This window comes from Nocardia jiangxiensis NBRC 101359, from assembly GCF_000308615.1.
GTDB lineage: Bacteria > Actinomycetota > Actinomycetes > Mycobacteriales > Mycobacteriaceae > Nocardia > Nocardia jiangxiensis.
The window spans coordinates 353,715-379,546 of record NZ_BAGB01000013.1 but is presented as its reverse complement, the minus strand read 5'-3'; the positions used below and the strand labels follow the sequence as shown (position 1 = coordinate 379,546).

The 25,832-nt window shown below is 67.3% G+C and carries 25 protein-coding genes and 1 riboswitch; of the genes, 7 read left to right on the top strand and 18 right to left on the bottom strand.

Going from position 1 to position 25,832, the window contains the following annotated elements; genetic code table 11:
- Positions 1-25 precede the first annotated feature (25 nt).
- Positions 26-661 (top strand): TetR/AcrR family transcriptional regulator, encoded by a 636-nt coding sequence (locus ON40_RS06205; RefSeq protein WP_040819291.1) that lies wholly within the window; start codon positions 26-28, stop codon positions 659-661.
- Between the two features lie 28 nt (positions 662-689).
- Here ON40_RS06205 and ON40_RS06200 read toward each other — a convergent pair whose 3' ends face one another.
- The 3 genes from ON40_RS06200 to ON40_RS06190 all read right to left on the bottom strand — a co-directional run bounded on the left by ON40_RS06200 (position 690) and on the right by ON40_RS06190 (position 2,642).
- The gene (locus ON40_RS06200) at positions 690-1,160 is read right to left on the bottom strand and encodes a barstar family protein (protein WP_040819598.1); all 471 of its coding nucleotides are present in this window, start codon (positions 1,158-1,160) and stop codon (positions 690-692) included.
- A 47-nt stretch (positions 1,161-1,207) separates the two neighbouring features.
- Entirely contained in the window at positions 1,208-1,678 is a 471-nt protein-coding gene (locus tag ON40_RS06195; RefSeq protein ID WP_040819289.1) for a guanyl-specific ribonuclease, read from the bottom strand.
- A gap of 175 nt (positions 1,679-1,853) precedes the next feature.
- Positions 1,854-2,642, bottom strand: coding sequence for an exodeoxyribonuclease III (locus ON40_RS06190; RefSeq protein WP_083895452.1), 789 nt, complete (start codon positions 2,640-2,642; stop codon positions 1,854-1,856).
- A 67-nt stretch (positions 2,643-2,709) separates the two neighbouring features.
- Here ON40_RS06190 and ephH point away from each other — a divergent pair, with 67 nt between their 5' ends.
- Complete coding sequence (gene ephH, locus ON40_RS06185) at positions 2,710-3,552, top strand: epoxide hydrolase EphH (protein ID WP_040819285.1); 843 nt, start codon at positions 2,710-2,712, stop codon at positions 3,550-3,552.
- Positions 3,553-3,637: 85 nt separating this feature from the next.
- Here the strand turns inward: ephH and ON40_RS06180 are convergent, their stop codons facing one another.
- The 8 genes from ON40_RS06180 to ON40_RS06145 form a co-directional block, all read right to left on the bottom strand.
- Positions 3,638-4,891: an acyl-CoA dehydrogenase family protein gene (locus ON40_RS06180; protein ID WP_040819283.1), complete on the bottom strand. Its 1,254-nt coding sequence runs from the start codon at positions 4,889-4,891 to the stop codon at positions 3,638-3,640.
- Positions 4,892-4,924: 33 nt separating this feature from the next.
- Positions 4,925-5,794 carry an SDR family oxidoreductase gene (locus tag ON40_RS06175; protein ID WP_040819281.1) on the bottom strand — a complete coding sequence of 290 codons (870 nt, stop codon included), beginning with the start codon at positions 5,792-5,794 and terminating at the stop codon, positions 4,925-4,927.
- A complete protein-coding gene (locus ON40_RS06170) occupies positions 5,794-6,663 on the bottom strand; it encodes a MaoC/PaaZ C-terminal domain-containing protein (protein ID WP_040819596.1) in 870 nt (289 codons plus the stop codon). The genes ON40_RS06175 and ON40_RS06170 overlap by 1 nt, the downstream gene beginning before the upstream one ends.
- A 40-nt stretch (positions 6,664-6,703) precedes the next feature.
- Positions 6,704-7,138 (bottom strand): type II toxin-antitoxin system Rv0910 family toxin, encoded by a 435-nt coding sequence (locus tag ON40_RS06165; protein WP_040819279.1) that lies wholly within the window; start codon positions 7,136-7,138, stop codon positions 6,704-6,706.
- 72 nt (positions 7,139-7,210) lie between these two features.
- Complete coding sequence (locus ON40_RS06160; protein WP_040819593.1) at positions 7,211-8,416, bottom strand: lipid-transfer protein; 1,206 nt, start codon at positions 8,414-8,416, stop codon at positions 7,211-7,213.
- Positions 8,417-8,645: 229 nt separating this feature from the next.
- On the bottom strand, positions 8,646-9,293 hold the full coding sequence (locus tag ON40_RS06155) for a TetR/AcrR family transcriptional regulator (protein WP_040819276.1): 648 nt from the start codon (positions 9,291-9,293) through the stop codon (positions 8,646-8,648).
- A 70-nt stretch (positions 9,294-9,363) separates the two neighbouring features.
- On the bottom strand, positions 9,364-10,500 hold the full coding sequence (locus tag ON40_RS06150; protein ID WP_040819592.1) for an MFS transporter: 1,137 nt from the start codon (positions 10,498-10,500) through the stop codon (positions 9,364-9,366).
- A 462-nt stretch (positions 10,501-10,962) separates the two neighbouring features.
- Positions 10,963-12,180, bottom strand: a complete 1,218-nt coding sequence (locus tag ON40_RS06145; protein WP_040819274.1) for an NADP-dependent isocitrate dehydrogenase — start codon at positions 12,178-12,180, stop codon at positions 10,963-10,965.
- Positions 12,181-12,496: 316 nt separating this feature from the next.
- Positions 12,497-12,607: riboswitch (SAM riboswitch) on the top strand.
- Positions 12,608-12,941: 334 nt separating this feature from the next.
- Here ON40_RS06145 and metX point away from each other — a divergent pair.
- The gene (gene metX, locus ON40_RS06140) at positions 12,942-14,096 is read left to right on the top strand and encodes a homoserine O-acetyltransferase MetX (protein ID WP_083895433.1); all 1,155 of its coding nucleotides are present in this window, start codon (positions 12,942-12,944) and stop codon (positions 14,094-14,096) included.
- A gap of 28 nt (positions 14,097-14,124) precedes the next feature.
- On the opposite strand, the gene ON40_RS06135 is transcribed toward metX, so the two are convergent.
- On the bottom strand, positions 14,125-14,370 hold the full coding sequence (locus ON40_RS06135) for a DUF3017 domain-containing protein (protein ID WP_051192753.1): 246 nt from the start codon (positions 14,368-14,370) through the stop codon (positions 14,125-14,127).
- A gap of 173 nt (positions 14,371-14,543) precedes the next feature.
- Here ON40_RS06135 and ON40_RS06130 point away from each other — a divergent pair, with 173 nt between their 5' ends.
- Positions 14,544-15,008, top strand: a complete 465-nt coding sequence (locus ON40_RS06130) for a tRNA (cytidine(34)-2'-O)-methyltransferase (RefSeq protein WP_040819270.1) — start codon at positions 14,544-14,546, stop codon at positions 15,006-15,008.
- Here the strand turns inward: ON40_RS06130 and ON40_RS06125 are convergent.
- The 4 genes from ON40_RS06125 to ON40_RS06110 are packed head-to-tail and all read right to left on the bottom strand — an operon-like array spanning position 15,005 to position 17,953.
- Positions 15,005-15,256, bottom strand: coding sequence for a DUF167 domain-containing protein (locus ON40_RS06125; RefSeq protein ID WP_040819268.1), 252 nt, complete (start codon positions 15,254-15,256; stop codon positions 15,005-15,007). The genes ON40_RS06130 and ON40_RS06125 overlap by 4 nt on opposite strands.
- A gap of 44 nt (positions 15,257-15,300) precedes the next feature.
- Complete coding sequence (locus tag ON40_RS06120) at positions 15,301-16,404, bottom strand: hypothetical protein (RefSeq protein WP_040819265.1); 1,104 nt, start codon at positions 16,402-16,404, stop codon at positions 15,301-15,303.
- Entirely contained in the window at positions 16,401-17,627 is a 1,227-nt protein-coding gene (locus tag ON40_RS49630; RefSeq protein WP_218008744.1) for a glycoside hydrolase family 19 protein, read from the bottom strand. Before ON40_RS49630 ends, ON40_RS06120 begins: the two co-directional genes overlap by 4 nt.
- Entirely contained in the window at positions 17,624-17,953 is a 330-nt protein-coding gene (locus ON40_RS06110) for a hypothetical protein (RefSeq protein ID WP_157186215.1), read from the bottom strand. Before ON40_RS06110 ends, ON40_RS49630 begins: the two co-directional genes overlap by 4 nt.
- A 270-nt stretch (positions 17,954-18,223) precedes the next feature.
- Here ON40_RS06110 and ON40_RS47940 point away from each other — a divergent pair, with 270 nt between their 5' ends.
- Positions 18,224-19,210, top strand: coding sequence for a hypothetical protein (locus ON40_RS47940; RefSeq protein WP_051192735.1), 987 nt, complete (start codon positions 18,224-18,226; stop codon positions 19,208-19,210).
- Between the two features lie 41 nt (positions 19,211-19,251).
- Here ON40_RS47940 and ON40_RS06100 read toward each other — a convergent pair whose 3' ends face one another.
- Entirely contained in the window at positions 19,252-22,551 is a 3,300-nt protein-coding gene (locus ON40_RS06100) for an error-prone DNA polymerase (protein ID WP_040819261.1), read from the bottom strand.
- 115 nt (positions 22,552-22,666) lie between these two features.
- Between ON40_RS06100 and ON40_RS06095 the strand changes: the two genes are divergently transcribed.
- Positions 22,667-23,308: a TetR/AcrR family transcriptional regulator gene (locus tag ON40_RS06095; RefSeq protein WP_040819259.1), complete on the top strand. Its 642-nt coding sequence runs from the start codon at positions 22,667-22,669 to the stop codon at positions 23,306-23,308.
- 48 nt (positions 23,309-23,356) lie between these two features.
- On the opposite strand, the gene ON40_RS06090 is transcribed toward ON40_RS06095, so the two are convergent.
- A complete protein-coding gene (locus ON40_RS06090) occupies positions 23,357-24,073 on the bottom strand; it encodes a TetR/AcrR family transcriptional regulator C-terminal domain-containing protein (RefSeq protein WP_040819257.1) in 717 nt (238 codons plus the stop codon).
- A gap of 50 nt (positions 24,074-24,123) precedes the next feature.
- On the opposite strand from ON40_RS06090, the gene ON40_RS06085 reads away from it, so the two are divergent.
- A complete protein-coding gene (locus tag ON40_RS06085; protein WP_218008743.1) occupies positions 24,124-25,785 on the top strand; it encodes an FAD-dependent monooxygenase in 1,662 nt (553 codons plus the stop codon).
- The last annotated feature ends 47 nt before the right edge of the window (positions 25,786-25,832 follow it).

The following is a 25,832-nucleotide window of genomic DNA, read 5'->3' as shown; positions in this document are numbered from 1 at the left end:
ATTGTCGGCATGACAGAATCGACGGATGGCAGCGCAACGGACCTACGGCGGAGTCTCCGCGCAGGAACGCCGCGCCCAGCGTCGAGCCGCCCTGCTCGAGGCGGCACTGGACATCATCGGCACCGAGGGGCTGGACCGCCTGACCGTGGCCGGGCTGTGCACCCGCGCCGGGCTGAACGAGCGCTACTACTACGAGAATTTCGACGGCCGCGACGCGGTGCTGGTCGCGCTGTTCGACGGCATCGCCGAGGAACTCGCCACCGCCATCCTCGCCGCGGCGCAGGACGCGCCGAGCGACACCTACGGCCGGGCGCACGCGGCCATCGCCGCGGGCATCCACGTCCTCACCGACGACCCGCGCAAGGCGCAGATCGCGCTGATCATCAGCGCCGCCACCCCCGAACTGCGGGCGCGGACCATGGACTCCATCCGCGGTTTCGCCGGTCTGGTCGCCGCCGAGGGCAGCGACTTCTACGCCATCGCCGGACCGAACGCGGATCCTTCGATCGGCTTCCGCGCCACCTACCTGGTCGGTGGTCTGGTGCAGACCCTCACCAGCTGGCTGCACGGCGATCTGCCGATGACCCGCGATCAGCTCATCGACCACACCACCGAGGTGTTCGTCCTGCTGGGCGAGGACCTGGCCCGTCGCCTGCGCTGAGCGCCCGGTCCGTCGTTCCGCGGTCGGCTCACATGCTGAGCGTGACCACCGGCAACCCCTCCGGCGCGGCCTGCAATACGACACGGAACAGGCCCTCGTGCGCGGACCAGTACTGTGCGCAATCGGTCATCGCCGAGACGAACCACTCCCGCTCGGCGGACCGCTCGGCCAGCAACTGTGCCGAATCACGCACGACCGCAACATATCCCGGTGCCGGACCGACGAATTCGTCCAGATCCCGCAGACATTCGTCGAAGGCGTCCTTGTTCTGCCCGAAGTAGTAGGGGAATTGGAAAGCCGCGGCGAACTCGTCGAAGACACCCGAGAGGGTGCGCATCTTCGACCCGCGCAGTTCGCGCACGACAAAGCCTTCCGGAGCCCGGAACCGCACGCCGCTGAATCCACCCGCATCCACGGTCAGCGAACCCAGGACGGATGCGGTGGACGCATCCGGATCGGTACCGGTCAGAAAGTGTGCGAGTGTCGTCGCCTCACCCATCGAGAGCATCCCTTTCGAAAACCGCCGCGAGACCCGCTCCGAGCCCGTCAGCGCATCCTGGTGAACGTCTTGTAGTGGTCGCCGGTGTAGTAGGCCGATCCGTCGCTGCCGGTGATGATGCGTTCGGCATCGCGGGTCTGACCGCGTTTCTTCGGGTTGACATCCCATTCCTGGTAGCTGATCGCCTTACCCGAGGAATCGGTCTTGGCCAGTGAGCCGCCGCGGTTCATCCACTGGTCCCCGCCCTTGGTACCCGGTGCGTTCGCCGAACCGGGCCAGCGACCCGCATCGATCTCGGTCAACGTCTGATAGGCGTGATCGGGCACGCCCGCGGCATGACTGGTGACCGGCGCGGCAGTCCCCTTCGCCTGCACCGCAGCCGCCTTCGAGGACGTACTCGCCCCCACCGACGACGACTGCGACGAATGCCCGTGCGACACCAACAGCCCGATCACGATCACGACGACCGCCGCACCGAGCCCGAGCAAACTCTGAATTCTCTTGCTGGACAGCTTCATCGGCACTGCACCGTCACCGGAGTGTGGTCGGATCCCGCAATACAGGCCAAGTTACGCGCCTCACCGGCCGCACGGCTCTCAGTCATGGAACACGAATCTACGTCACCTGCCCGCCCGCGCAACACGGCCGCAACATCGCCCGCCGCCCGGTTGCGAATCCCCTCGCCGGACGGGTTCAGCGGTACTGCACCGTGACGGGAGCGTGATCGGACCAGCGCAGGTGGTAGTCGGCGGCGCGTTCCACGACGGCCTGTTTGGCACGCTCGGCGATACCGCCGCGGGCGAGCTGGTAATCGATGCGCCAACCGGCGTCGTTGTCGAAGGCGCGGCCACGGTAGGACCACCAGCTGTACGGGCCGGGGACACCAGGGTGCAGGGTGCGGACGACGTCGACGTAGCCTGCGGCGATCATCTCGTCGATCCAGGCTCGTTCGCCGGGCAGGAATCCGGACTTCTTGACGTTGCCCTTCCAGTTCTTGATGTCGAGTTCGGTGTGTGCGACGTTCCAGTCGCCACTGATGACGAAATCGCTGGTCTGCGCCTTCATGTGAGCGCCCAGCTCGCTCAGGAAACGGTACTTCTCATCCTGCATCGGCGTCTCGGCCTCACCGGTGTGCACATACACGCTGGCCACGGTGAGTTCCTCGAATTCGGCCTCGATGTAGCGGCCGAGCCCGTCGAATTCCGCGCTGCCGAATCCGATGCGCACCGCCAGCGGCTCGCGACGGGACAGGATCGCCACCCCGGCGCGTCCCTTCGTACCCGGTTCGGCATGGGCGAGATGCCAGCCGGCATCGAGTGCGGGCGTCAGCGCCTTGCGGGTCTGCTCCTCGGTCGCGCGCGTCTCCTGCAGGCAGATGACGTCGGCCTCGGTGACCGCGAGCCACTCGAGCATCCCTTTACCCGTCTTGCCGGTGGCCGCGCGCACCCCGTTGACGTTGATCGAACTGATGATATTGGCCACCGAAAGACCGTACAATGCTGGTCAGACACTCCCTGCGGACACCGTGGTCCAGAAAGGAGTGAGGACGATGATGTCAGGCACCGCCCCGCTCACGCCGACCAAAGCCCTGCACACGGGCTCGGGCGATCCACTTCTGCTGCTGCACGGATTCATGCTCTCCCCACACTGCTGGGAATCGGTGGCGCAGCGACTGTCGAGCACCTGCGAGGTCTACGCTCCGGCCCTGCGCGGCCATTGGGGCGGTCCGCAACTCGACGGATGGTATATCGACGTCGCCACACTCGCGGATCAGATCGAGAATCAACTCGACGAATTGGGTTGGCGCACCTGCCATATCGCGGGAAATTCACTCGGCGGCTGGGTGGGCTTCGAACTCGCCCGGCGCGGCCGGGCCCGCACGCTCACCGCGATCGCTCCGGCCGGCGGCTGGGCGAGCCCGTCCCTGTTGCAGATTCGGGTCGGGCTGAAATTCCTGTCCCTGGTGCCGGTGGTGGAGATCGGCAAGCGGATCGGTGGCACGATCAGATTGAGCTCTCCGGCAAGACGATTCGCGGCGCTGTTCCTGAGCAAGAACACCTCGGTGGTACCGCGGCGGCTGATCGAGGCGGCGATCACCTCGGCGATGCACTGCCCGGCGATGCTGCCGCTGCTGGCCAGCGGACCGCGGATGCCCGCACTCGAGGATATGTCCACGTTGCGCACGCCGGTGCGGCTGCTGATGTGTGAGAACGATCGGGTGATCCCGCACCAGCCTTATTCGCAACGGTTTCTGCGTGAGCTGCCCGAGTCCGCGGATCGGATACTGGTGCACGGGGTCGGGCATGTGCCGATGTTGGAAGCTCCGGATCGGATCGCGACGTTGATCGCGGAGCATGTGTATGCGAGCCGGTCGCATCTGCGGGCTGTGTGACAAGGCCGTCTCACCCGCTCAGGTGCACCCTCGAGTCGGCTGAATGCCGAGGTACCGCTGGTGTGCGGCACCTCGGCGGCGTGGATCACTGAGCTAGCAGGCCCTTGGCTACGTGGGTCACCTGGATTTCGTTGCTGCCTGCGTAGATCATCAGGGACTTGGCGTCGCGGGCCAGCTGTTCGACGCGGTATTCGGTCATGTAGCCGTTGCCGCCGAAGAGTTGGATGGCGTCCATGGCCACCTCGGTGGCCGCTTCGGAGGAGTAGAGCTTCATGGCCGACGCCTCCGCGAGGGTGGGCGGTTTACCGGCCTGGGTGCTCTCCAGGGCGTTGAAGACCATGTTCTGCACATTGATTCGCGCGACCTCCATCTTCGCCAGCTTGAGCTGGATGAGCTGGAAGCGGCCGATCTCCTGGCCCCACAGCGTGCGGTTCTTCGCGTAATCGATGCACAGGCGGTGACATTCGTTGATGATGCCCAGTGCCATGAATGCCACGCCGATCCGCTCGGCGGTGAAACTCGAACGGGCGCTTTCCCGTCCGTCGCCGCCCTTGTGCTCCTCGGTCTCGCCCAGCAGGCGATCACGGCCCAGCCGCACATTGTCGAAGAACAGTTCACCGGTGGGCGAGGCGTGCAGGCCCATCTTCCGGAACGGTTTGCCCTGGGAGAAGCCCTCCATCCCCTTGTCCAGCACGAAGGTGAGCACCTTGCGCTCGCGCCGGTCGGCGCCGTCGCCCTCGTCGAGCTTGGCGTAGACGATCACCGTGTCCGCGTACGGGCCGTTGGTGATGAACGTCTTGCGGCCGTTGAGGATGTAGTCCTCACCGTCGCGGCGAACGTAGGTCTTCATCCCGCCGAACGCGTCCGAACCCGAGTCGGGTTCCGTGATCGCCCACGCCGCAACCTTTTTCATGGTCACGATGTCGGCGAGCCAGCGCTCCTTCTGCGCGAGCGTGCCCCGGGACATGATGGTGGTCGCGCCGAGACCGAGGCTGACGCCCATCGCGGACACCAAACCCATGCAGACACCGGACAATTCGCCGATCAGCACCGCCATCATCGACTGCTGCCCGCCGAACGGCCCACCACCGGAGGACTTCTCCCGCTTCGGTTCCGAATCCGCCCCGGCTTCGGCCCGAGCCCGCTCCTTGGCCAGCATCTTCTCGACCGACTCCGCGCCGAGCGCATCGATCCCGAACTCCGCGAACAGCTTGCGGATGATCGGATACGGCGTCATCTCGCCGCTCTCCATCGCATCCACATGCGGCCGAACCTCTTTGTCGATGAACGCGCGCACCGCGGCGCGGATCATCTCATCGGTCTCGGACCATTCGAACATCGTTGTCCTCCAAATATTTCGAACCGGGGGCGATCAGGGCAGCCGTGCGGAGATGTCGTCGATCGTCCAGGGGCCCTCGGTCTCGATCGTCTTCACGTCGTGCCAACCCGCCAGCTCGGAGATCGCCCCGCCCTGCACCGCGAACACCTTGCCGGTCATCGGGCATTTGTCCGAGGCCAGATAGGCGACCAACGGGGAGATGTTGGCCGGGCTGAACGCGTCGAACTCGCCCTCGGGGACCTCGGCGGCGAAGATCGCGCCCATACCGGGCGTGGCCAGGGTCAGCCGGGTGCGCGCCATCGGGGCGATCGCGTTGACCCGCACGCCGTATCGGTCCAACTCCTCGGCGGCGACCAGCGTCAGCGCGGCGATACCGGCCTTGGCCGCACCGTAATTCGCCTGTCCCGCATTGGGAATCGTGATGCCCGAGGCCGAGGCGGTGTTGACCACCGCGGCGGTGGGCTGATTCCCCTTCTTGGACTGGTCCTTCCAGTACGTGGCCGCATGCCGCAGCACGTTGAAATGCCCCTTCAGATGGACCGCGATCACCGCGTCCCACTGCAATTCCTCGAGTCCCGCGACGAATCCGTCGCGCAGGATGCCCGCGTTGTTGACCACCACGTCGAGTCGGCCGAACTCCGAAACAGCCTGGTCCACAAGGCTCTTCGCACCATCCCAGAGCGCGACGCTGTCGGTGTTCGCGCAGGCGCGACCACCCGCGGCGACGATCTCGTCCACCACTTCCTGCGCCGGACCGCTGTCGGCGCCCTCACCGGTGTTGTCGCCGCCGAGGTCGTTGACCACCACACTCGCGCCCTCGCGGGCGAACAGCAGCGCGTGCTCGCGCCCGATCCCCCGGCCGCCGCCGGTGATCACCGCGACCTTACCTTCCAATGCACCCATCACTTCTCCTCGATCTCGGCCAGACCATCGCTGAGCACGACGTCCTCGCCGCGCACGGTCTCGAATGCGTACGTGGTGATGCCGTTGCCGGACTTCACTTTCCAGATGCGCGTCAGCAGATCGTCGCCGGGGAACACGAGTCCGGCGAACCGGACGGCGAACCGGCGCACCCGGCTCACGTCGGATCCACCGACCTCGGTGAGCACCGCCCAGGAGGCGAAGGCCATCGTGCACAGGCCGTGCGCGATGATGCCGGGCAGTCCGGCGTCCTTCGCGACCTCCTCGTCCAGGTGCAGCGGCACCGGATCGCCCGATGCCGGAGCGTAGCGGAAGGTCTGGTCCTGATCCACGTGTTGCGGCACCACCGCGATCGGATGCTGCGCGCGCAGGGCCTCGTCGAATCCGTGCGGCGGAGCCGATTCCCCGACCGTGCGGCCCGCGTCGACATTGCGGAAGAATGCGGTCAGATACTGCTCGTTGACCGGATCACCTGCCGCGGAGCGGGTTTCGATGTGAATAGTGATCGTGCTGCCGCTGCTGCGACTCGCGTAGCCGATCGCGCGGGCCCTGGCAACCAGCGTCTCACCCGGCCGGATCGGGCGGTGGAAGTGAAAGTCCTGCTCCCCGTGCACGACTCGGCCGAAAATGTCCATCGGGGCCACGTCGATCACCGGGACCAGCATCGCGTCGAACACCGGGACGATCGCGAAAATCGGTGAGGCGACCTCACCGGCGCGATGCGCGGCGATCGGATCGTTCGTGGCAGCGGCATATTCGGCGATCCGCTCCCGGGTCACCTCGAAACGTTCCTCGTCGGACCAGGTGTTCAGCCCCGAGTCGTCGAATTCGACGGTCTTGACGCCACTCACGCTGCGTTCCCATGGCATGAGTAGCGGCGCGCCTGACCGTTCATGCCGCGGCCAGAGTGTCGAGCGCATCGAGGGAGGTCTCGAGCTGCTTCATGCCGTCCTTCTCCACGGCCTTGCCGAGTGCGCCCTTGATCAGCGCGCCCTCGAAATCGCCCTGGAGTGAGAGTTCGCTGCCCTCGCCGGCACCGGAGATCCGGAAGGTGAATTCGACCTTCACACCGGCCATTCCGGTCGCGCCCAAGGTGAGGGTGCTGGGCGCTTCGACCGCGACGACGTTCCATTCGAACTTGTTCGCCATACCCAGCATCACCACCTTGGCGACCAGCTTGCTGCCGACCTCGAGCGTCGCCGGGGGCTCCTCCATCCAGCGCTCGTGAATGGAGAACCAGTCGCCCCAGGTGTTCGGATTGCCGACCACGGCCCACAGCGCCTCGGGTCCGGCGGCCATCTTCTTGGTGTACTCGATATGTCCCATGCTGCTACTCCTCGTCGAGTTCGGTTGCTGGACATGACATTCCGGTGTATGCGCGGGCCGGGCAGGCCGCGATCAGCGATCGGCGCGCTGGTATGCCGTGACGACGGCCGCACCGCCGAGGCCGATGTTGTGCTGCAGTGCGGCGGTCACATTCGGGACCTGGCGTTTGTCGGCCGTGCCGCGAAGCTGCCAGGTCAGTTCCGAACACTGGGCCAATCCGGTGGCGCCCAGGGGATGCCCCTTGGAGATCAGTCCGCCCGACGGGTTGACCACCCATTTACCGCCGTACGTGGTCTGATTCGCGTCCAGGAGCGCGGGGGCCTCACCCGGAGCGCACAGGCCCAGCGCCTCGTAGGTCAGCAACTCGTTGGCGGAGAAGCAGTCGTGCAGCTCGATCACCTGGAAGTCCGCCGGACCCAAGCCGGACTGCGCGTATACCTGTTGCGCGGCTTGCACATTCATGTCGTAGCCGATGAGGTTCTTGGCCGTGCCGTCGAAACTGGACTGGAAGTCGGTGGTCATCGCCTGCCCGACGATCTCCACCGCCTGCCCGGCAAGATCGTGCTCGTCGACGAAGGACTCCGAGGCCAGGACCACCGCGCCGGACCCGTCGGAGGTCGGCGAGCACTGCAGTTTGGTCAGCGGGTCGTAGATCATCCGCGCGCCCAGGATGTCGTCGAGGGTGTACTCGTCCTGGAACTGCGAATACGGGTTGTTGACCGAATGTTTGTGGTTCTTGAATCCGATCTTCGCGAAATGCTCCGCGGTGGTGCCGTATTGCTTCATGTGCTCGCGGCCCGCGGCGCCGAACATCCAGGGCGCGACCGGAAAGAGCACCTCGGAGATCTCGGCCATCGCCATGATGTGCTTGCCCATCGGCTGTTCCCGGTCGTCCCAGGTCGATCCGAGCGAGCCGGGCTGCATCTTCTCGAAGCCCAGGGCGAGGGCGCACTCGGCCAGACCGCCCCGAATCGCCTGTGCCGCAAGGTAGAGCGCGGTCGACCCGGTCGAGCAGTTGTTGTTGACGTTGACCACGGGAATACCGGTCATCCCCAGTTCGTAGACCGCACGCTGGCCCGAGGTGGATTCGCCGTAGACGTAGCCGACATACGCCTGCTGCACCTGCTCGTACGAGATTCCGGCGTCGGCCAGGGCCTTGGTGCCCGACTCGCGCGCCATATCCGGGTAGTCCCAGTCGCTGCCGTCCTCGTTCTTGCGACGCCCCGGCTTCTCGAACTTCGTCATGCCGACGCCGACAACGTAGACCTTGTTCGCCATCGAACTCCTCACCTCCTCACCGCCGACCACACGAGGGCGACGGCGGTCACGACTCCCGCAGGACCGAATAAAACAAACATACAAACCTGTATGTAACACCGCAAGAGATGTTCCCTGAGAAGATGCCGAGTTCAGGCCGTGCCGATGACATACACCCCGCGACGCACTCCCACCCTCGGAAATGCTTCGCCGCTACCCGGGGCTTCGACGGGAGCGCAGCCGAGCCGGATCAGTCGACGGTGAGGTCCAGACCCGCGAGCAAGGATTCGGCGGCCGCGCGCAGATGTGCCGAGGCGCGACGCCAACGACGTTGGGCGCGTTCAGGATCGGGAGAGATGAAGTTGGACACCAGGATTCCGCGCAGAGCGTCCATGGCGGTGTAGACGAAATCGCGAACCTCTTTGCGCCGCAACTCGTCCGGGACGAACTGCGCGACCGACATCAGCACCGCGTTGTTGACGAAGGGTTCGACCTTCTCCAGCTCGGTGGCCAGCACCGCATCGGTGCGACCGGCCACCCACAGCTCCATCGCGGCGATGAACAGCGGGCCCTGATGCAGCGCCCAGAGCGAGTCGAGCATCGCGCCGATCGGATCGCCCCCGACCTGCACCCGGCCGAGTTCGCGCATGGCCGCCTCGGTCCGGCGCTGCGCCAGATGGCTGATCGCGGCCACCACCAGATCGGTCTTGGAGCCGAAATGATGCACCTGCGCACCACGGGTGACGCCCGCCCGCTCGGCCACCCGCGGGGTCGTGGTCCCGGCATACCCGTATTCGACCAGGCAGTCGATGGTCGCATCGAGCAGCCGCACCCGCATCTCACTGCTGCGCTGCTCCTGCGTCCGGCGCAGCGGCTTGGACGGTGCGGGCCTGGTCATTCCGGGAATTCTACACTTACATTCAGGCGTGAATGGAAATGCCGGCCGCAGCCGCCTCGCCGGACGAGGGTCAGGCAGTACGCCGGGCGAGGCGGACGGTAATGGTGAACAGCAGCACGCCGCCCACGGCGAGTCCGGCCCCGACCACCGCGGGTGCGGTGTAGCCGAGTCCCGCGGCGATCACGCGTCCGCCCAGCCACGCACCGGCCGCGTTGGCGATGTTCAGCGCGGCGTGGTTCAGTGCGGCGGCGAGGGTCTGGGCGTCGTGGGCGACATCCATCAACCGGGTCTGCAAGCCCGGTGACAATGCCGCGCCCGCCGCGCCGACCAGGAATGCGCCCACCGACGCGGAGATCGGATTATGTACTGCGGCAACGAATCCCCCGAGGATGATCACCATCGCGATCAACGCGGCGAACACCGAGGAGTCCACGCCGCGATCGGCCAGCACGCCGCCCAGGATGCTTCCGACGATCATGCCGATCCCGAACAACGCCAGCACCAGCGGAACCAGATTCAGCGATAATCCGGCCACGTCGGTGAGCGTCGTGGTGATGTAGGTGTAGACCGCGAACATGCCGCCGAAGCCGACCGCGCCGACCAGCAGGGTCATCAACACCTGCTTGCGGCGCAGCGCACCGAGTTCGGTGCGCGGGTCGGTGACCCGGATTCCGGAGAGTTCGGGCACGAATCGGGCGATGGCGAAAACCGTCGTCAATCCGATCGCGGCGACCACGAGATAGGCGTCCCGCCAGCCCAGATTCTGGCCGAGCCAGGTAACAGCGGGAACGCCGACAACGTTGGCGGCGCTCAACCCCAGCATAACCGCGGCAATTGCCTTCGCGCGCTGTCCTGCCGGAGCCAACGTCGCCGCGGCCAGCGAGGCGACGCCGAAGTACGCGCCGTGCGGCAGTCCGGAGACGAACCGGGCCAGCACCAGCGTGCCGAATGTCGGCGCGAGCACCGTCGCGAGATTGCCCACCGTGAACGCGACCATGAGCACGATCAGCAACCGCTTGCGCGGCACCCGCGCGCACAGCGCGGCGATCACCGGCGCGCCGACCACCACACCCAGCGCATAGGCCGACACGCTGTACCCGGCCGACGGCTCGGATACGTGCATGGCATGCGCGATATCCGGCAGCAGGCCCATCGTGACGAATTCGGTCGTGCCGATGCCGAATCCGCCCAGCGCCAGCGCCAGCATCGCGGGAATGTGCCAGCTCGTGCGCGGTGACGGCGCATCCTGCGGCGACTGGACGGCCGGATCACTGTCACGGCGGGCGGGCGAGGGCTGCGCGGGCACTTCGGACGCGGAGAGGGATTCGGGCACGGTCAACGGCAACGCGACGGCGACCGCGCCCGATACCCATGGCGTCGGTGATCTCCCTCACCGTCCGCGACGTCGGTTCCGATCGGATTCCGAATCGACTCGGCGGCAACGGTTTCCGATCTGAATCCGACTGGGAAAACACCGCGCTGTAACCGGAATCACCGCACCGCGCGCCCGATCAGCCGTCTGTGGCGGGCCAGGGGTTCGCGCCGCTTCCGGCGAAGAACACAGGTCGCCGGAAACAGTTCGGGCACCCGCGGCCACCGCTTGCGGTGGGGGCGGGTGCCCGGTGTTTCATCTCGCCGCGGCGTCGTTCGCGCCGGACGAGCAACCAGCTCAGCTCAGCTGGCGCGCCAGGTTGGCATCGAGAACGCCGAGGAACTCCTCGGTGGTCAGGTAGCCCTGATCGCCGCCGACCAGCAGCGCGAGGTCCTTGGTCATCTGGCCGTCCTCGACGGTCTTGATGACGACGTCCTCGAGGGTCTGCGAGAAGCCGATCACCTCGGGGGTGTTGTCCAGCTTGCCGCGATGAGCCAGGCCACGGGTCCACGCGAAGATCGACGCGATCGGGTTGGTGGAGGTGGGCTTGCCCTGCTGGTGCATCCGGTAGTGCCGGGTGACGGTGCCGTGTGCGGCCTCGGCCTCGCAGGTCTTGCCGTCCGGGGTCATCAGCACCGAGGTCATCAGGCCCAGCGAGCCGAAGCCCTGCGCGACGGTGTCGGACTGGACGTCGCCGTCGTAGTTCTTGCACGCCCAGACGTAACCGCCCTCCCACTTGAGTGAGGAGGCGACCATGTCGTCGATCAGCCGGTGCTCGTAGGTCAGACCGGCCGCGTCGAACTGCGGCTTGAACTCGGTCTCGAACACCTCCTGGAAGGTGTCCTTGAACATACCGTCGTAGGCCTTCATGATGGTGTTCTTCGTCGACAGATACACCGGATAGTTCTGCTGCAGACCGTAGTTCAGCGAGGCCCGCGCGAAGTCCTCGATCGACTTCTTGAAGTTGTACATACCCATCACGACGCCGCCGTCCTCGGGCATCTTGACGACCTCGTGGACGATCGGCTCGCTGCCGTCCTCCGGGGTGAAGGTGAGCGTGACGGTACCGGCCTGGTGCACCTTGAAGTCGGTGGCGCGGTACTGGTCGCCGAAGGCGTGACGGCCGATGATGATCGGCTTCGTCCAACCCGGGACCAGACGCGGAACGTTCGAGATGATGATGGGTGCGCGGAAGATGGTTCCGCCGAGGATGTTGCGGATGGTGCCGTTGGGCGACCGGTACATCTTCTTCAGGCCGAATTCCTCGACGCGCGCCTCGTCGGGGGTGATGGTGGCACACTTCACGCCGACGCCGTGCTCCTTGATGGCATTGGCGGCGTCGATGGTCACCTGGTCGTCGGTCTTGTCCCGGTACTCGATACCGAGGTCGTAATAGTCGAGATTCACATCGAGGTACGGGTGAATCAGCTTGTCTTTGATGAACTGCCAGATGATTCGGGTCATCTCGTCGCCGTCGAGTTCGACGACGGTTCCCTCAACCTTGATCTTGGACATGGATCTTCGTGTCCTCCTAGGATGGTGCTCCCATTGTTCCGCCAGGTGAACACGCTTGTGAGCGGACCCAGCTGTTCAACAGACAACGTATACGCCCCGTGTTGTCCACGAGACTCGAGGTGCCAAACAGAACAAGCGTACTGGTGCGGTGGATCTCATCGGCACTGGACCTACCTCGAGTGATATATCCGTCACATCTGCGCATGTTCGGCTTTACTGCGTACAACCCCCGCGGTGGGCGGCAAATTCCGGCCGGAACTGGTGAAATCCACCACGGGTTTCGAACTCCCGCGGGCTCCGGCTACGATGTCCGGAAGGTCATGAGCACCAGCGCCAAGCCCCGGCTCGCTGGTCGGCAACCCTCCTGTTGCGGCGGGGTGCTCCGGGTGATGACCGGGCTCCCGAGGGTCGGGAGCAAGCGCGATCATCAGGAGGAATTCCGAAATGTGTTGTAGCCGTCCATTATCCGGACCCCGCTGACGCCCGCCGGCAGACCTCTCGGAGCATGACATGAGTAACTCCACCGCGCCCGCGTCCGATCCGGACTCCGTGCCGCGCAGCCCACACCGCACATCGATATTCGCTGATCGCCCCCGGTATACCCGCGCGACGCCGAGGCCCCGGAACGCTGTGGCTACCATCGAGGACGTGTGTTCCCCCGTCGTCGACCCGGTTTCGGGCACCCGTGCGCGGACCGCCCGCGCGATGATCGCCGGTCCCAGGGATGAGCGGATCTCGCCTCCCGAGGCGGCGGTGGCGCGGTGACCGTGGGCATCGACCGGAGCGCATCCAGTAATCGCGCAGCAACCTTGCTGCCGCCGCCGGACGGAAGTCTGGGCACGATCGCCGTCGGCGAGATCCGGCTAGAGAGCGGGGACGTGGTTCCCGGCGTCGAACTGGCCGTCCAGCGCTGGGGCGAGCTGTCGCCCACCGCGGACAACGTCGTGCTCATCGAGCACGCGCTGACCGGCGACTCGCACGTCACCGGCGCACCCGACGACCTGCATCCACTGCCCGGCTGGTGGGACGGCATCGTCGGACCGGGCGCGCCGCTGGACACCGACGAATGGTGTGTGATCGCCACCAACGTGCTGGGCGGATGTAAGGGCAGCACCGGTCCGGCATCTCCGGGGCCGGACGGAAAGCCTTGGGGAGCAAGGTTTCCCGGAATCTCCATTCGCGACCAAGTGACCGCCGAGGTCGCGCTGTTCGACCTGCTGGGCATCGAGCGGATCGCCGCTGTGGCCGGTGGCTCGATGGGCGGTATGCGAGTGCTGGAGTGGATCGTCGGCCATCCGGAGCGGGTGGGCGCGGCGCTGGTGCTGGCCGTCGGGCCGCGTGCGACCGCCGACCAGATCGGCACCCAGACCACACAGATCGCCGCCATCACCGCCGACCCGGACTGGCAGGGCGGGAACTATCACGGCACCGGCCGTGCCCCGACCAGTGGTCTGGGCATCGCCCGGCGCATCGCGCATCTGACCTACCGCACCGATTTCGAACTGGATCACCGTTTCGAGAATCACGCCCAGGGCGATGAGGACCCCCGGCGCGGTGGCCGCTACGCGGTGCAGAGCTATCTGGACCACCAGGCCCGCAAACTCGCGAACCGCTTCGACGCGGCCAGCTATGTGCTGCTGACCGAGGCCATGAACCGGCACGACATCGGCCGCGGGCGCGGCGGGGTGGCGGCGGCACTCGCCGCGACCTCGGTGCCCTGCGTGGTCGGGGGTGTCGATTCGGATCGGCTGTACCCGCTGCGGACCCAACAGGAACTGGCCGATCTGCTGCCCGGCTGCGCGCGGCTCGAGGTCGTGCACTCCCGGGACGGGCACGACGGCTTCCTGACCGAGACCGAGGCCGTCGGCAAACTGCTCGCCCAGACGATGGATCTGGCACGCACCACGTGCCCGTGACCGCGGGCGATGCGGTGCGGGGTTCGGTTCAGCCCACGCCCAGGCTGCTGATCGTCGCGGCCAGCGCGATGATCGTGCCGCCCAGCACCGCGTAGGTGACGACGTCGAAGGGTTTGCTGCGGACCGCCAGCAGGCCGACCCGCACCTCCGGCAGTACCAGCCGCAATGCCGAGGCCAGCAGCGGTGCGCCGCCGATGACGAACGCCCCACGTCGCCACCGATCCTGTACCAGGAACACCACAGCCACCACCAGCACAACCGCCACCAGGACCATCGGCAGCTGGTTGCGCAGGAATCCGAGCGGTCGTTCGGACTGAGCGGTCGCGGAAGCATCGGTCACCCCCCGATTCTCGCATTCGTTCGCCGGCACCTCCCGGCGCCCGGGTGGGGACGGGAGGGGACGTAGGGTTCATCCCGTCCGGACGTGAGGAAAGGCTGCGTTCTGTTGTGCTGAGGCTGATGTTCTTCGAACCACAAATTCCGCCGAATACCGGCAACGCGATTCGGCTGGCCGCCGGGACCGGGTTCTCGCTGCACCTGATCGAGCCGCTGGGCTTCGATCTGTCCGAGCCCAAGCTGCGCCGGGCCGGGCTGGACTATCACGACCTCGCCTCGGTCACCGTGCACGAAAACCTTTCCGCCGCATGGAAATCCCTGAACCCCGAGCGGACGTTCGCCTTCACCGCGGCGGCGGACACGCATTACACCGATATCGTCTATCGCGAGAACGATGTGCTGTTGTTCGGGCCGGAGCCGACCGGGTTGCCCGAGGAGGTGCTGTCCGATCCGCACATCACCGAGCGGCTGCGGATTCCGATGCTGCCCGGCCGGCGGTCGATGAATCTGTCCAACGCCGCCGCGGTCGCGGTGTACGAGGCATGGCGGCAGCTGGGCTTTCCGGGGGCGGTCTAAGCCCGGCCGGGCGGGTACCGGTCGGCGATCTCGAAACGCTTGAAGCGGGAGGTGGCGCCACCGGTGAGACGAACCGAACTCTTCGACACGCCCAGATGTGCGGCGAGCAGTTCGATCGCCGCCTTGTTCGCCTTCCCCTCGACCGCCGGTGCGCGCACGTACAGCCGCAGGGCGCCGTCCTCGAGGACCTCGACGAGCGGGCCCTTGCGACTGTTGGGCGTGATGGTCGCCCGGACCACTGTCGGCATGTCGCACAGCGTAACCACGGACTTCGCGATCCAGCATCCGCCGGCTAGACATGTGGGAGCCGTATGTCGAGGACGTCGTGGGCGAGTACCTGCAACTGTCCGGGTGTGGTGAGCAGCAGATCGCCGGTCTGGGTTGTGCGGGGCTGCTCGGAGCCGGTACGGCGGAGTTCGAGAGCGGTCACCGGAGTGAGCGAGCCGTACCGGAGCGTCTCGCCGCCGCCGCGCCGCTCCCACTGCCTGCCGGATCGGTTCCAGACGGCGGTGGCGAGGCGGCCCGGTGATCCGGACTCCCAGTTCGCGTAGGTGGCGGTCAGATCGGCACCGTCCCAGCGCAGATCCTCCAGGGCCGAACAGTCCGAGGCCGCGGGCGGGTCCAGCGTGTCGATCCGATCGTTCAGCAGGTCGATACGCAGTAATCGCGCTGTGCCGCAGGCAATTCCGTCGCGGATTCGGCCCGCGATCGCGACCGCCTGCCCGTCCGGCCGCAGCGCCGCCCGGTCGAAAGCGGTGTTGACGCCTTCGATCCGGCCCAGCGCGCGTGCGACGCCGGTGTCGGTATCGACGAGGGAGAGATGATTGATCCCCCAGGACGCGCCGGGTGGCGACTCGACCCGGTCGAGAACGAGCACCCGCTCACCTGCCGCGAGCAGGTGCGGGCCCGAGACCACGGCACCCGGCGCGATCGGATCCGGTGGCGGCAGGGTGATCCTGGCGCGCGTGGTGGGATGCGGATCGCGCAGGTCGGCCTGGATGAAAGTGTCCGGCTCGTTCCACCAGCCGACCGTCGTTCCGTGCAATGGGAAGATGCGAGCACAGTGGCAGTCCACGCGACCCGGCAGCGCCGTGCCGCGCACCGCCTCCATCGCGGTGAGTCCACCGGAGCCGTCGAGGGCATAGATATGGGAATTGTCCTGTGTGAAACCGCTTTCGGAATAGCTCCCGCGATATCGCGCGACCACGCGCCGCGATGTGGCCAGGACCAGTTCGGTGCGAGTGCGGAAGATGAACGCCCGCGCACTCGCCGACACATCGGCGCTTCTGCCCGTATCCGGCCGTGCCGGGGCGATTCCGGCGGCGCAGCCCGAGACGATCAGCGCGCACCCGATCAGTGCCGAAATCGTTGCCCCGCAGGGATTACGGCCGGTCATCCGAGCACCTCCAAGGCTCGGCGGTAGTAGGTCTCGCGAGCCTGCAGACCGTTGTATCCGCCGTTCACCGCGCGGGTGACGGCGGCGAAATCACCGGCGTCGGCCAGGGCGTTGATATTGCGGGAGGTCCAGTACCACTGGGCGATCCGGAACCCGATATCCGGCACGGCGGCCTGTTCGGGATTGTCCTCCAGGTCCAGGCCCAGGGCCTGACCCGCGGCGCGGTAGTTGGCGCGACCGGTCAGCTGGATGGGGCCGCGGCCGTGATAGCGCGGGCCGTCACCCGGCTGCGTATTACCGGCGGCGGTATTCGGCTGGCCCGGATCGTACTGGTGGAAGTAGGCATCGTCGCCCAACTCCTCGAAATACCGGAATTCACAACTCTCGTGGGCCAGCTGCGCCAGGAAGGCGGCTCGACGCGCGGGCGTGCTGATATCGCCCTCCCGCATGGCCGCATCGAGGGCGGGCAGATACTGCTGCGCCCGATCCATCGGCAGATTCGGCATGATCGCGGTGAGCTGCTCGGCCGTGATGCCCGGCGGCGGCGCGGGTTGTTGCGCTGGGGGCTGTGTCGATACCGCTGCGAGAGCGGTATTTTCGACGGCGATATTCGCTACCCGAAATCCACCGCCGAAGTCGTCTGCCTCGGGGCTCGGAACAGACTGTGCGGGAGTCGAATCCACCGCAGCAGCCGAATTCGCCGCGGGACGGGTCTGCGTGGCAGCGGCCGGAGCCGTGGCGGCAGCCAGGTGTCGCATTTCGTGTGCCACGGCCAGAATCGCCTGCCTGCCGCGTTCTTCGGCGCGATCGACCGCGGCCACGGCCTCGGCGATGACCTCGGACCATTCGGCGGCCGCCGCGGATCCGGAGGTGACCGTCCAATCGTCGGCGACCGTGCATCCGGCCGCTTCGGCATCGGCGACATAGTCCAGCAGCGCCATCGCCGTGTAGTGCAGATCGGACAGGGCCTGGGCGCCCGCGGCGCACAGCCCCTCGGCATGGTCACACAGCATCCGATCGTGCCGGTGCGCCGCCTCGACGGAGGCGAGCACCGCCTCGAAGGCCACGCCCTGCCAGCCGTCACCGTCGAGCCGATGACATTCCCTGCGCACCGCGGCCGACAACGTCTCCAGATCCGCGATGTGCCTGCCGAATTCGGCGCGCATCCGGTCGGCCGCCTCGAGCGCGCGCCAGGTCACCAGTACCGAACGCGGCGGGGTCATATCCGCACCTCCAGCCCGGCGAGCAGACGGCCGTGCGCGAGATCGGCCTCGACGAACGCGGTGACCGCGCGGTCGGTGCGCTCGGCCAGCCCGCCGAGGCGATCGGCACTGCGTTGCACCAGATCCGCTGCGGTGCAGGCCGACTGACACAGCAGCGATACCGCGGCACTGTGCGGCACCAGAGTTCCGATCAGCGCGGCGATCTGGATCGCCGCGCCGCGGACTCCGTCGAGTTCCTGGCCCGCCTGCCGCGCGAGCCGACCGAATTGCCGTACCGCATCCGTGTCGACCACACACGAATCACCGCCCACACCTGAACCGGACATTCTTCCCCCTCGTTCGAAGCACTGCTCACCGACTTCGGGCACCGTATCCAGCCCCGCACGTGCCTGTCACGAGTCGAGCGACAGCCGCACCCGCTCCCGGAATTCGCACCCTTTTCGCAGCTCATAAGGGGTGCGGGAGCGAAATTGAGGTGCGCCTTCTCCCCTACGCGGGCATGCTGATACGAGACCACCGAGTCTTGTCTGTGAGACCCGGTAGGCTCGCGTGGGAACGGGGGCGGCAGGGCCCTGGCAACGACCAGAGAGTGCGGTATGTCCAAGCGATTGACAGTCCTGCTGGCGATGACAGCGGGAATAATCCTGGCGACGACGGGTGCGGCCCTGGCCGGTCCGGTCACCATTCACGACGATTCGAAGGTTCTCGACGCCGGGCGCGTGACCACGGCCGGGAACACACTGTCCGATCCGGTGCAGATCTACACCACCGAGAAGTTCTCCGACGACAACTCCGCCTTCGAGAGCGAGGCGAAGAAGGACGTCGAGAATGCGACCGACGTGGTGATCGCGATCAACACCAAGTCCCGGCATCTGGCGATCGAGACCGGCTCGAATTCGCACATCCGGGACACCTCGTCCGCGGGCGCGGCGTTCAAGGGCGCCTTCGGCTCCGGCGACTACACCGGCGCGACGGTGGCCGCGCTGCAATCACTGGCGAGCACCGCCAACCAGGCCGCCCCGCACAGCGCGAACAACGTTGCGCCGCAGCGGATTCACCACCACGCCACGAGTAGCGGCCACGGCACCAGTTGGGTCAGCTGGTTGTGCCCGCTGATCATCGTGGTGCTGCTGGTGGCCGTCGTCGTGGCGGTGATCCGGCGACGTCGCGGTGGCGGCGGCGGGTTCCCCGGTGGCGGCGGCGCACCGGGCGGCTACGGCCCCGGTGGTTACGGTCCGGGCGGTTACGGTCCGGGCGGCTACGGTCCCGGCGGCGGTTACGGTCCGGGCTACAACCAGGGCGGCGGTATGAGCCCCGGTATGGCCGGTGGCATCGGCGCGGTCGGCGGCGCGGTGGGCGGCGGCCTGCTCGGTTACGAACTCGGCAAGATGGAAGGCCGCGAGGAAGAGCGCGACCGCGCCTACGATCAGGGCTACGACCAGGGCGGTTACGACCAGGGCTACCAGGGCGGCGGCGACCAGTTCGGCGGCGGCGGAGGCGATTACAGCTTCGGCGGCGACAGCGGCGGCGGATTCGACGGCGGCGGCGGTGACGGCGGCGGAGGCGGCGGCAGCGACTTCTGAGCCGATGGCGGCGGATGCGCAACGCACATCCGCCGCCCGGCTCATCGGAAGTCGCGTGAGCGTGATGCGACGCGCAGATCCATGCGTTGCAGATGTTCCGCGACCACGGTGACCGCGCCCTCGGCGTTCTGCACACGTCCGCGCACCAGAAGTGCGGACGCGCCTTGGGCGATGCGGCGATAACGCTGCCACAGCCCCACCGAGCACACCACGTTCACCATGCCGGTCTCGTCCTCCAGATTGACGAAGGTGACCCCGGCGGCGGTGGCGGGCCGCTGCCGATGCGTGACGGCCCCACCCACCAGCACCTTCGAACCGTCCGGCACCGCGAGTAGTCCGGCAGCAGGTATCACGCCCAGCGCATCCAGTTGCGGACGCAGGAATTCGGTCGGATAACTACCGGGCGAGACGCCGGTCGCCCAGACGTCGGCGGCGGCCAACTCCAATTCGCTCATCCCCGGGAGTGCGGGCGCGGCGGTGGCCGCGCCGGTGCCGGGCAGCCGATCCGCCCGCTCCCCCGCCGCGGCGCCCGCAGCCCACAGCGCCTCGCGCCGGGTGATCCCGAGACTGTCCAGCGCGCCCGCGGTGGCCAGCGATTCGGCTTGCGGCACAGTCAGTTCCACGCGTCCGGTCAGGTCCAGGAAGGATGTGTAGGGACCGCTGGCCCGAGCCTCGACGATCCGGTCGGCCAGATCCTCGCCGATATGCCGGACCGCGCCCAGCCCGAGCCGCACCTGCGTCCCGCGCTGTTCCAGGGTGGCCGCGGTGAGGCTGCGGTTGATGTCGGGGCCGTGCACCACCACCTCGTGCCGCCGGGCATCGGCGACCAGCGATTGCGGCGAGTAGAACCCCATCGGCTGGGCGTTCAGCAGTCCGGCGCAGAACGCCGCCGGATGATGCAGTTTGAACCATGCCGAGTAGAAGACCAGTGCGGCGAAACTCTGCGAATGGCTCTCCGGGAAACCGAAATTCGCGAAGGCGTACACCTTCTCGTAGATCCGATCGGCCAATTCACCGGTGATGCCGTGTAATTCGCGCATACCGCGATAGAACCGCTCACGCAGTCGCTCCATCCGCTGCGGCGAGCGCTTGGAACCCATCGCCCGGCGCAGTTGATCCGCCTCGGCCGCGGTGAAACCGGCCGCGTCCACGGCCATCTGCATCAGCTGCTCCTGGAACAGTGGAACGCCGAGCGTGCGGGACAGCGATTTCTTCAGGACCTCGTGATCGTAAATGACCTTCTCCTGCTTGTTGCGGCGGCGAATATAAGGATGTACCGAACCCCCCTGAATGGGGCCGGGCCGGATCAACGCCACCTCCACCACGAGGTCGTAGAATTCTCGCGGCTTCAGCCGCGGCAGTGTGGCCATCTGGGCCCGCGACTCCACCTGGAAAACACCCACCGAATCGGCGCGCGAAAGCATCTCGTACACAGCGGATTCGGCGAGATCGAGCCGATGCAACTCGACGAGTTCGCCCTCGTGCTCGTGCACCAGATCGATCATGTAGTGCAGCGCCGAGAGCATGCCCAGACCGAGCAGATCGAACTTCACCAATCCCGCTACGGCGCAATCGTCCTTGTCCCACTGCAGGACGCTGCGTCCAGGCATGCGCGCCCATTCCACCGGGCACACGTCGGCGATGGGCCGATCGCAGATCACCATGCCGCCGGAATGAATGCCCAGATGCCGTGGCAGACCTTCGATCCGGCCGGCCAATTCCAGGACCTCGGCGGGGATATCGGAATCCGTCTCCTCGGCGACGCCGTGCCAGCGGCTCACCCGTTTACTCCACGCATCCTGCTGTCCGGCCGAAAAACCGAGCGCCCGTGCGGCATCGCGAACCGCGGACTTACCGCGATAGGTGATCACGTTGGCCACCTGTGCGGCATATTCCCGGCCGTATCTGCGGTAGACGTACTGGATCGCCTCCTCCCGGCGATCGGATTCGATATCGATATCGATATCGGGCGGCCCGTCGCGCTCGGGCGCCAGAAAACGTTCGAACAGCAGCTCGTTGGCCACCGGGTCGACATTGGTGATGCCGATGGCGTAGCAGACCGCGGAATTGGCCGCCGAACCCCTTCCCTGACACAGGATGTCGTTGTCTCGGCAGAATTCGACGATGTCGTGCACCACCAGGAAATAGCCGGGAAAACGCAGATCCGAAATCACCCGCAGTTCGTGGTCGAGCTGGCGGTACGCGTCCGGATGCGCCGTCCGCGAGCCGTAGCGCCGCTCGGCCCCCTGATAGGTGAGCCTGCGCAGCCAGGAATCCTCGTCGTGTCCGTCGGGAACGTCGAACGGCGGCAGTTTCGGCGCGATCAGCTGGAGATCGAAGGCGCATTCCCGAGCCAGGGCAACGGCATTGGGCACCGCCTGCGGACAGGCGGCGAACAGGCGGGTCATCTCCGCACCGGAACGCAGATGCGCCCCGCCTGCGGGAGCGAGCCAGCCGTCCATCCCGTCCAGACTCTGCCGGGCCCGCACCGCGGCCAGCGTCATCGCCAGCCGACGCTGCCGGGGCGCGGCGAAATGTGCTGCGGTGGTGGCGAGGATCGGCAGTCCGACCCGATCGGCCAGGGCGATGAGCCGGGCGTTGCGCTCGTCGTCGGTCGCGGTGCCGTGCCGGGTCAGTTCCACGGTGACCCGGTCGGGGCCGAACCGCTCCACCAGGTCCCGCAGTGCGGCCTCGGCCTGCGCGTCACCCTCGCGAAGTGCCCGGCGCACATGGCCTTTGCGACATCCGGTGAGAATCTGCCAGTGCCCGTCCGCCGCGGCGGTGAGCCGATCCAGGTCGTAGCGCAGGATCCCCTTCTCCCCACCCGTCATGTGCGCGAACGACATCTCCCGCGACAACCGGCGATAGCCCTCCTGTCCGCGAGCGAGCACCAGCAGATGCGTGCCGCCCGGATCGGGACTGCCCGCGCGCGGCTCGGTGTCCCCCACACCGTCCCCGACCGCATCGCCCAGTGACAGCTCCGCGCCGAACACCGTCGGCAGCCCCCATTCGGCCGCGGCCTCCGCGAAGCGGACCACACCGTAGAACCCGTCGTGATCGGTCAGCGCGAGCGCCTCGAGTCCCAGCCGCACCGCCTCCTCCACGAGCTCCTCGGGCTGACAGGCGCCGTCGAGAAAGCTGTAGGCCGAGTGCGCATGCAATTCCGCATACGGCACCACCGGTTCTGTATCGCGCGGCCGCTCCCCCGCGCGATACGCACCGCGTTTACGTGACCAGGCCGGACTGTCACCACCGTCGCCCTCGGGCCGGTCGCGCCCGGGTCGCCCGGACAGCACCCGCTCCAGCTCCGCCCAGCTCGGCGGGCCCAGCCCCATGCCCATACGCACCTCCGACAGACCATCCGGTTCCTTCTATGGTCGAACATACATTCGATTCAGAGAAGTGTTGGTCACAGAACGGCTAACACGCATAAGTTTTGTTCTGTAAGGTGACGGCATGGGAGAGGACAGGGCGGCAACCGGAACCCGTGTTCCCAACCGCCGCGGGGAGGGCGCCAAGCTGCGCGACGAGATTCTGGCGGCCGCGGTCGAACTACTCGATGAATCCGGTGACGCGAACACCATCACCCTGCGCGCCGTCGCCCGCCGCGTCGGCATCGCCGCCCCCTCGATCTATCGCCACTTCCTCGATCAGCCCGCCATCGTGCTCGCGGTGATACAGCAGGCTTTCGCGGAGTTGAACGAGCATCTGCGCGACAGTCTGGCCGCCGCGGACGACGACCCCCGCAAGCGGCTGTTCGCGGTCTGCGACGGCTATCTGGAGTACGCCCGGACCCACCCCGGCCGCTACCGCACCATGTTCGGAGGGCTCTGGCAACCGGATCTGAACGAGAGTTCGGTGGACGAGAACGACCTGGCCTCACTCGGGCAGGCGAGTATGCAACTGCTCGCCGAACAGCTCGCGAGCTGCGTTGCCGCGGGCCGCGCAACCAGCACCGACCTGCCCGCCGACACGGTCGCGCTGTGGCTCGGCCTGCACGGACTCGCCCACCAACGGGTGGCGTCTCCCGCCTTCCGCTGGCCGCCGGATATCGCCGAACGCATCATCACCGCACTCGCCCACCTCGAAGACCGGTAACCGCCCGACGGATACGCCGATCACCGAATCGGTTGCGCCGCAGGATGACTAGCGATGCGCGAGGCCGTCGAGCAGCAGGGTGAGGGTGAAGTCGAATCGGTCATGGTTCTCACCTGCGGTGAGCTCGGTGGCGTAACGGGTGGTGTGCGGGAAGGTTTCGGCAGGTAGGGCGGTGAGGCGGCGGTGTAGTTCGTCGCGGTCGAGAACCCAGGCGGTGTCGTCGTCGGTCGCGCGCCGACGGGCGATCGACACCTCGAGGCAGTAGGCGGCCACGTACAGCAGGAGGGCGTCGACGGCCCAGGCGGCGGCCTGCGGGGTGACGCCGCCCGCGAGCAGGATCGCCAGCATTCCCTCGCTGACGCGCACGATCTCGAGGTCGGTGGGCGCCATGGCCAGGGCGGCGCGGGAGATTCCCGGATATTTCAGGTACTGATCGCGGAACTGGGCGCATACGTCGCGGATCTGGTCACGCCAGGTCGCCGGATCGGGCTCGGGGAGAGCGAGTCCGGCACACAGCCGTCCGATGAGCAACTCGTCGAGGTCGGCCTTGTTGACCACGTGGGCATAGAGCGAGGCGGGGCCGGTCTCGAGCATGCCGGCCAGTCGGCGCATGGTCAGCGCCTCGTACCCCTCCGACGCGACGAGGTCCAGCGCGGTGTCGACGACCTGCTCCACGGTGAACACGGTTTTACGGCGTCGCGCTCCGACGGGAGCTTCGGGATTCGGTGGCCGATGTCGCGCCGCGCGCCGCTCTCTGGGGTTCACTCGATCACCATACCTTGACACGAACACTGTTCGTAACTAGAACAGTGTTCGTGATAGCTGACGTGAACCAGGACGTGGACGTGACCGTGGCCGGGGCCGGACCGGTGGGGCTGATACTCGCCGCCGAACTGGCACTGGCGGGAGTATCGGTGCAGGTGCTCGAGCGCCTGGCCGAACCGGACGACGCGATGAAGGCGCAATCGATCAACATTCCGACCGCGGAGGCCCTCGACCGTCGTGGCCTACTACCCGCCGCCGAGCAGGTGCAGCGCGAGACACTCGCCCGGGTGGGGGCACTCGCCGAGTGGGTGCGCGATCGGACGTCCGGCGCGGGCGGGCCCGCATCGCAATTCACCGGGCATTTCGCCGGGATGAGCCTCGACCCCGAGCTCGTGGACTGGTCCGATCCCGACTTCACCGCGCACGCCGCGGCGTCCGGAGCACGCATCGTGCCGCAGCGGCAACTGGAGGCGCTACTGGCGGAGCATGTCGCGCGACTCGGCGTACCGGTGCATCGCGGGGTGGAGGTCACCGGAGTCGAGGACACCGGTGACGGGGTGCTGGTCGGCACGACGGCCGGTTCGGTGCGCACCGGATGGCTGGTCGGATGCGACGGCGGGCACAGCGCCGTGCGGCGTCTGGCGGGTATCGACTTCCCCGGCGCCGCACCCGAACTCACCGGCTATCAGGCGGTCGTCGATATCGCCGACCCGGACGAACTCGGCGACGGATGGGTGTGGTCGGCCCAGGGTGTCTATCGCTGCGGGCCGCAGCCGGGCCGGGTGGCGATCATGGAGTTCGGGGCCGTCGCCGACCGCACCGCACCGGTCACCCTCGCGGAACTGCAGGCGAGCCTGCGCCGGGTTTCCGGCACCGAGGTCACCCTGACCGCACTGCGCGCCCCGGCGACTCGCTGGAGCGACAACACCCGCCAGGCCGCGACCTACCGGTCGGGGCGGGTGCTGCTGGCCGGTGACGCCGCGCACGTACACCCGCCGTTCGGCGGTCAGGGCCTCAACCTCGGGGTCGGTGACGCGACGAACCTCGGCTGGAAGCTGGCCGCCGTGATCGCCGGATGGGCCCCCGAAGGGCTGCTGGACAGCTACGACGCCGAGCGACGTCCCCTGGGCGCCTGGGTGATGAGCTGGACGCGAGCCCAGATCGCGGTGCTGCGCGGGGATGCCAAGTCCGCCGCGCTACGGGAAGTCGTCGCCGATCTGCTGGACACCCGCGACGGCGCCACCTACGCGGTCAAGAAGATCGCCGGGGTCACCCAGCGCATCGACCTGCCCGGTGAGCACCGGCTGGCCGGCCGATACGCCCCCGACCTGTGGCTGCGCGACGGCTCCCGCCTGACCGACCACGGTCACGACGGCAGATTCCTGCTACTCGACCGCAGCCCGGACACCGTATTCACCCACCTCGCCGCGGCCTGGCCCGACCGAGTGCGCAGCCTGGCCGAAGGCCACCCAACCGGCGCAGCCGAAGGCCACCCGACCGGCGCAGCCGACGGCCACCCGACCGGCACACCTGCCGGGCTGCTGGTCCGCCCGGACGGCGTGGTCGCCTGGGCCAGCGACATCGCCGACGACGACGCCACCGCCGACCTCACCGCAGCCCTGCACCGCTGGGCCGGTGCGCCGACATCCGCACCCGAACGCGACACCCTGCCGGAGCCATCGCCATCTCTCGGTTCGGAACCGGCAGTGTGACGCATGGCCCATTCTCGTTGCCGCCAGAACTTACTTAGGAGTAAGTT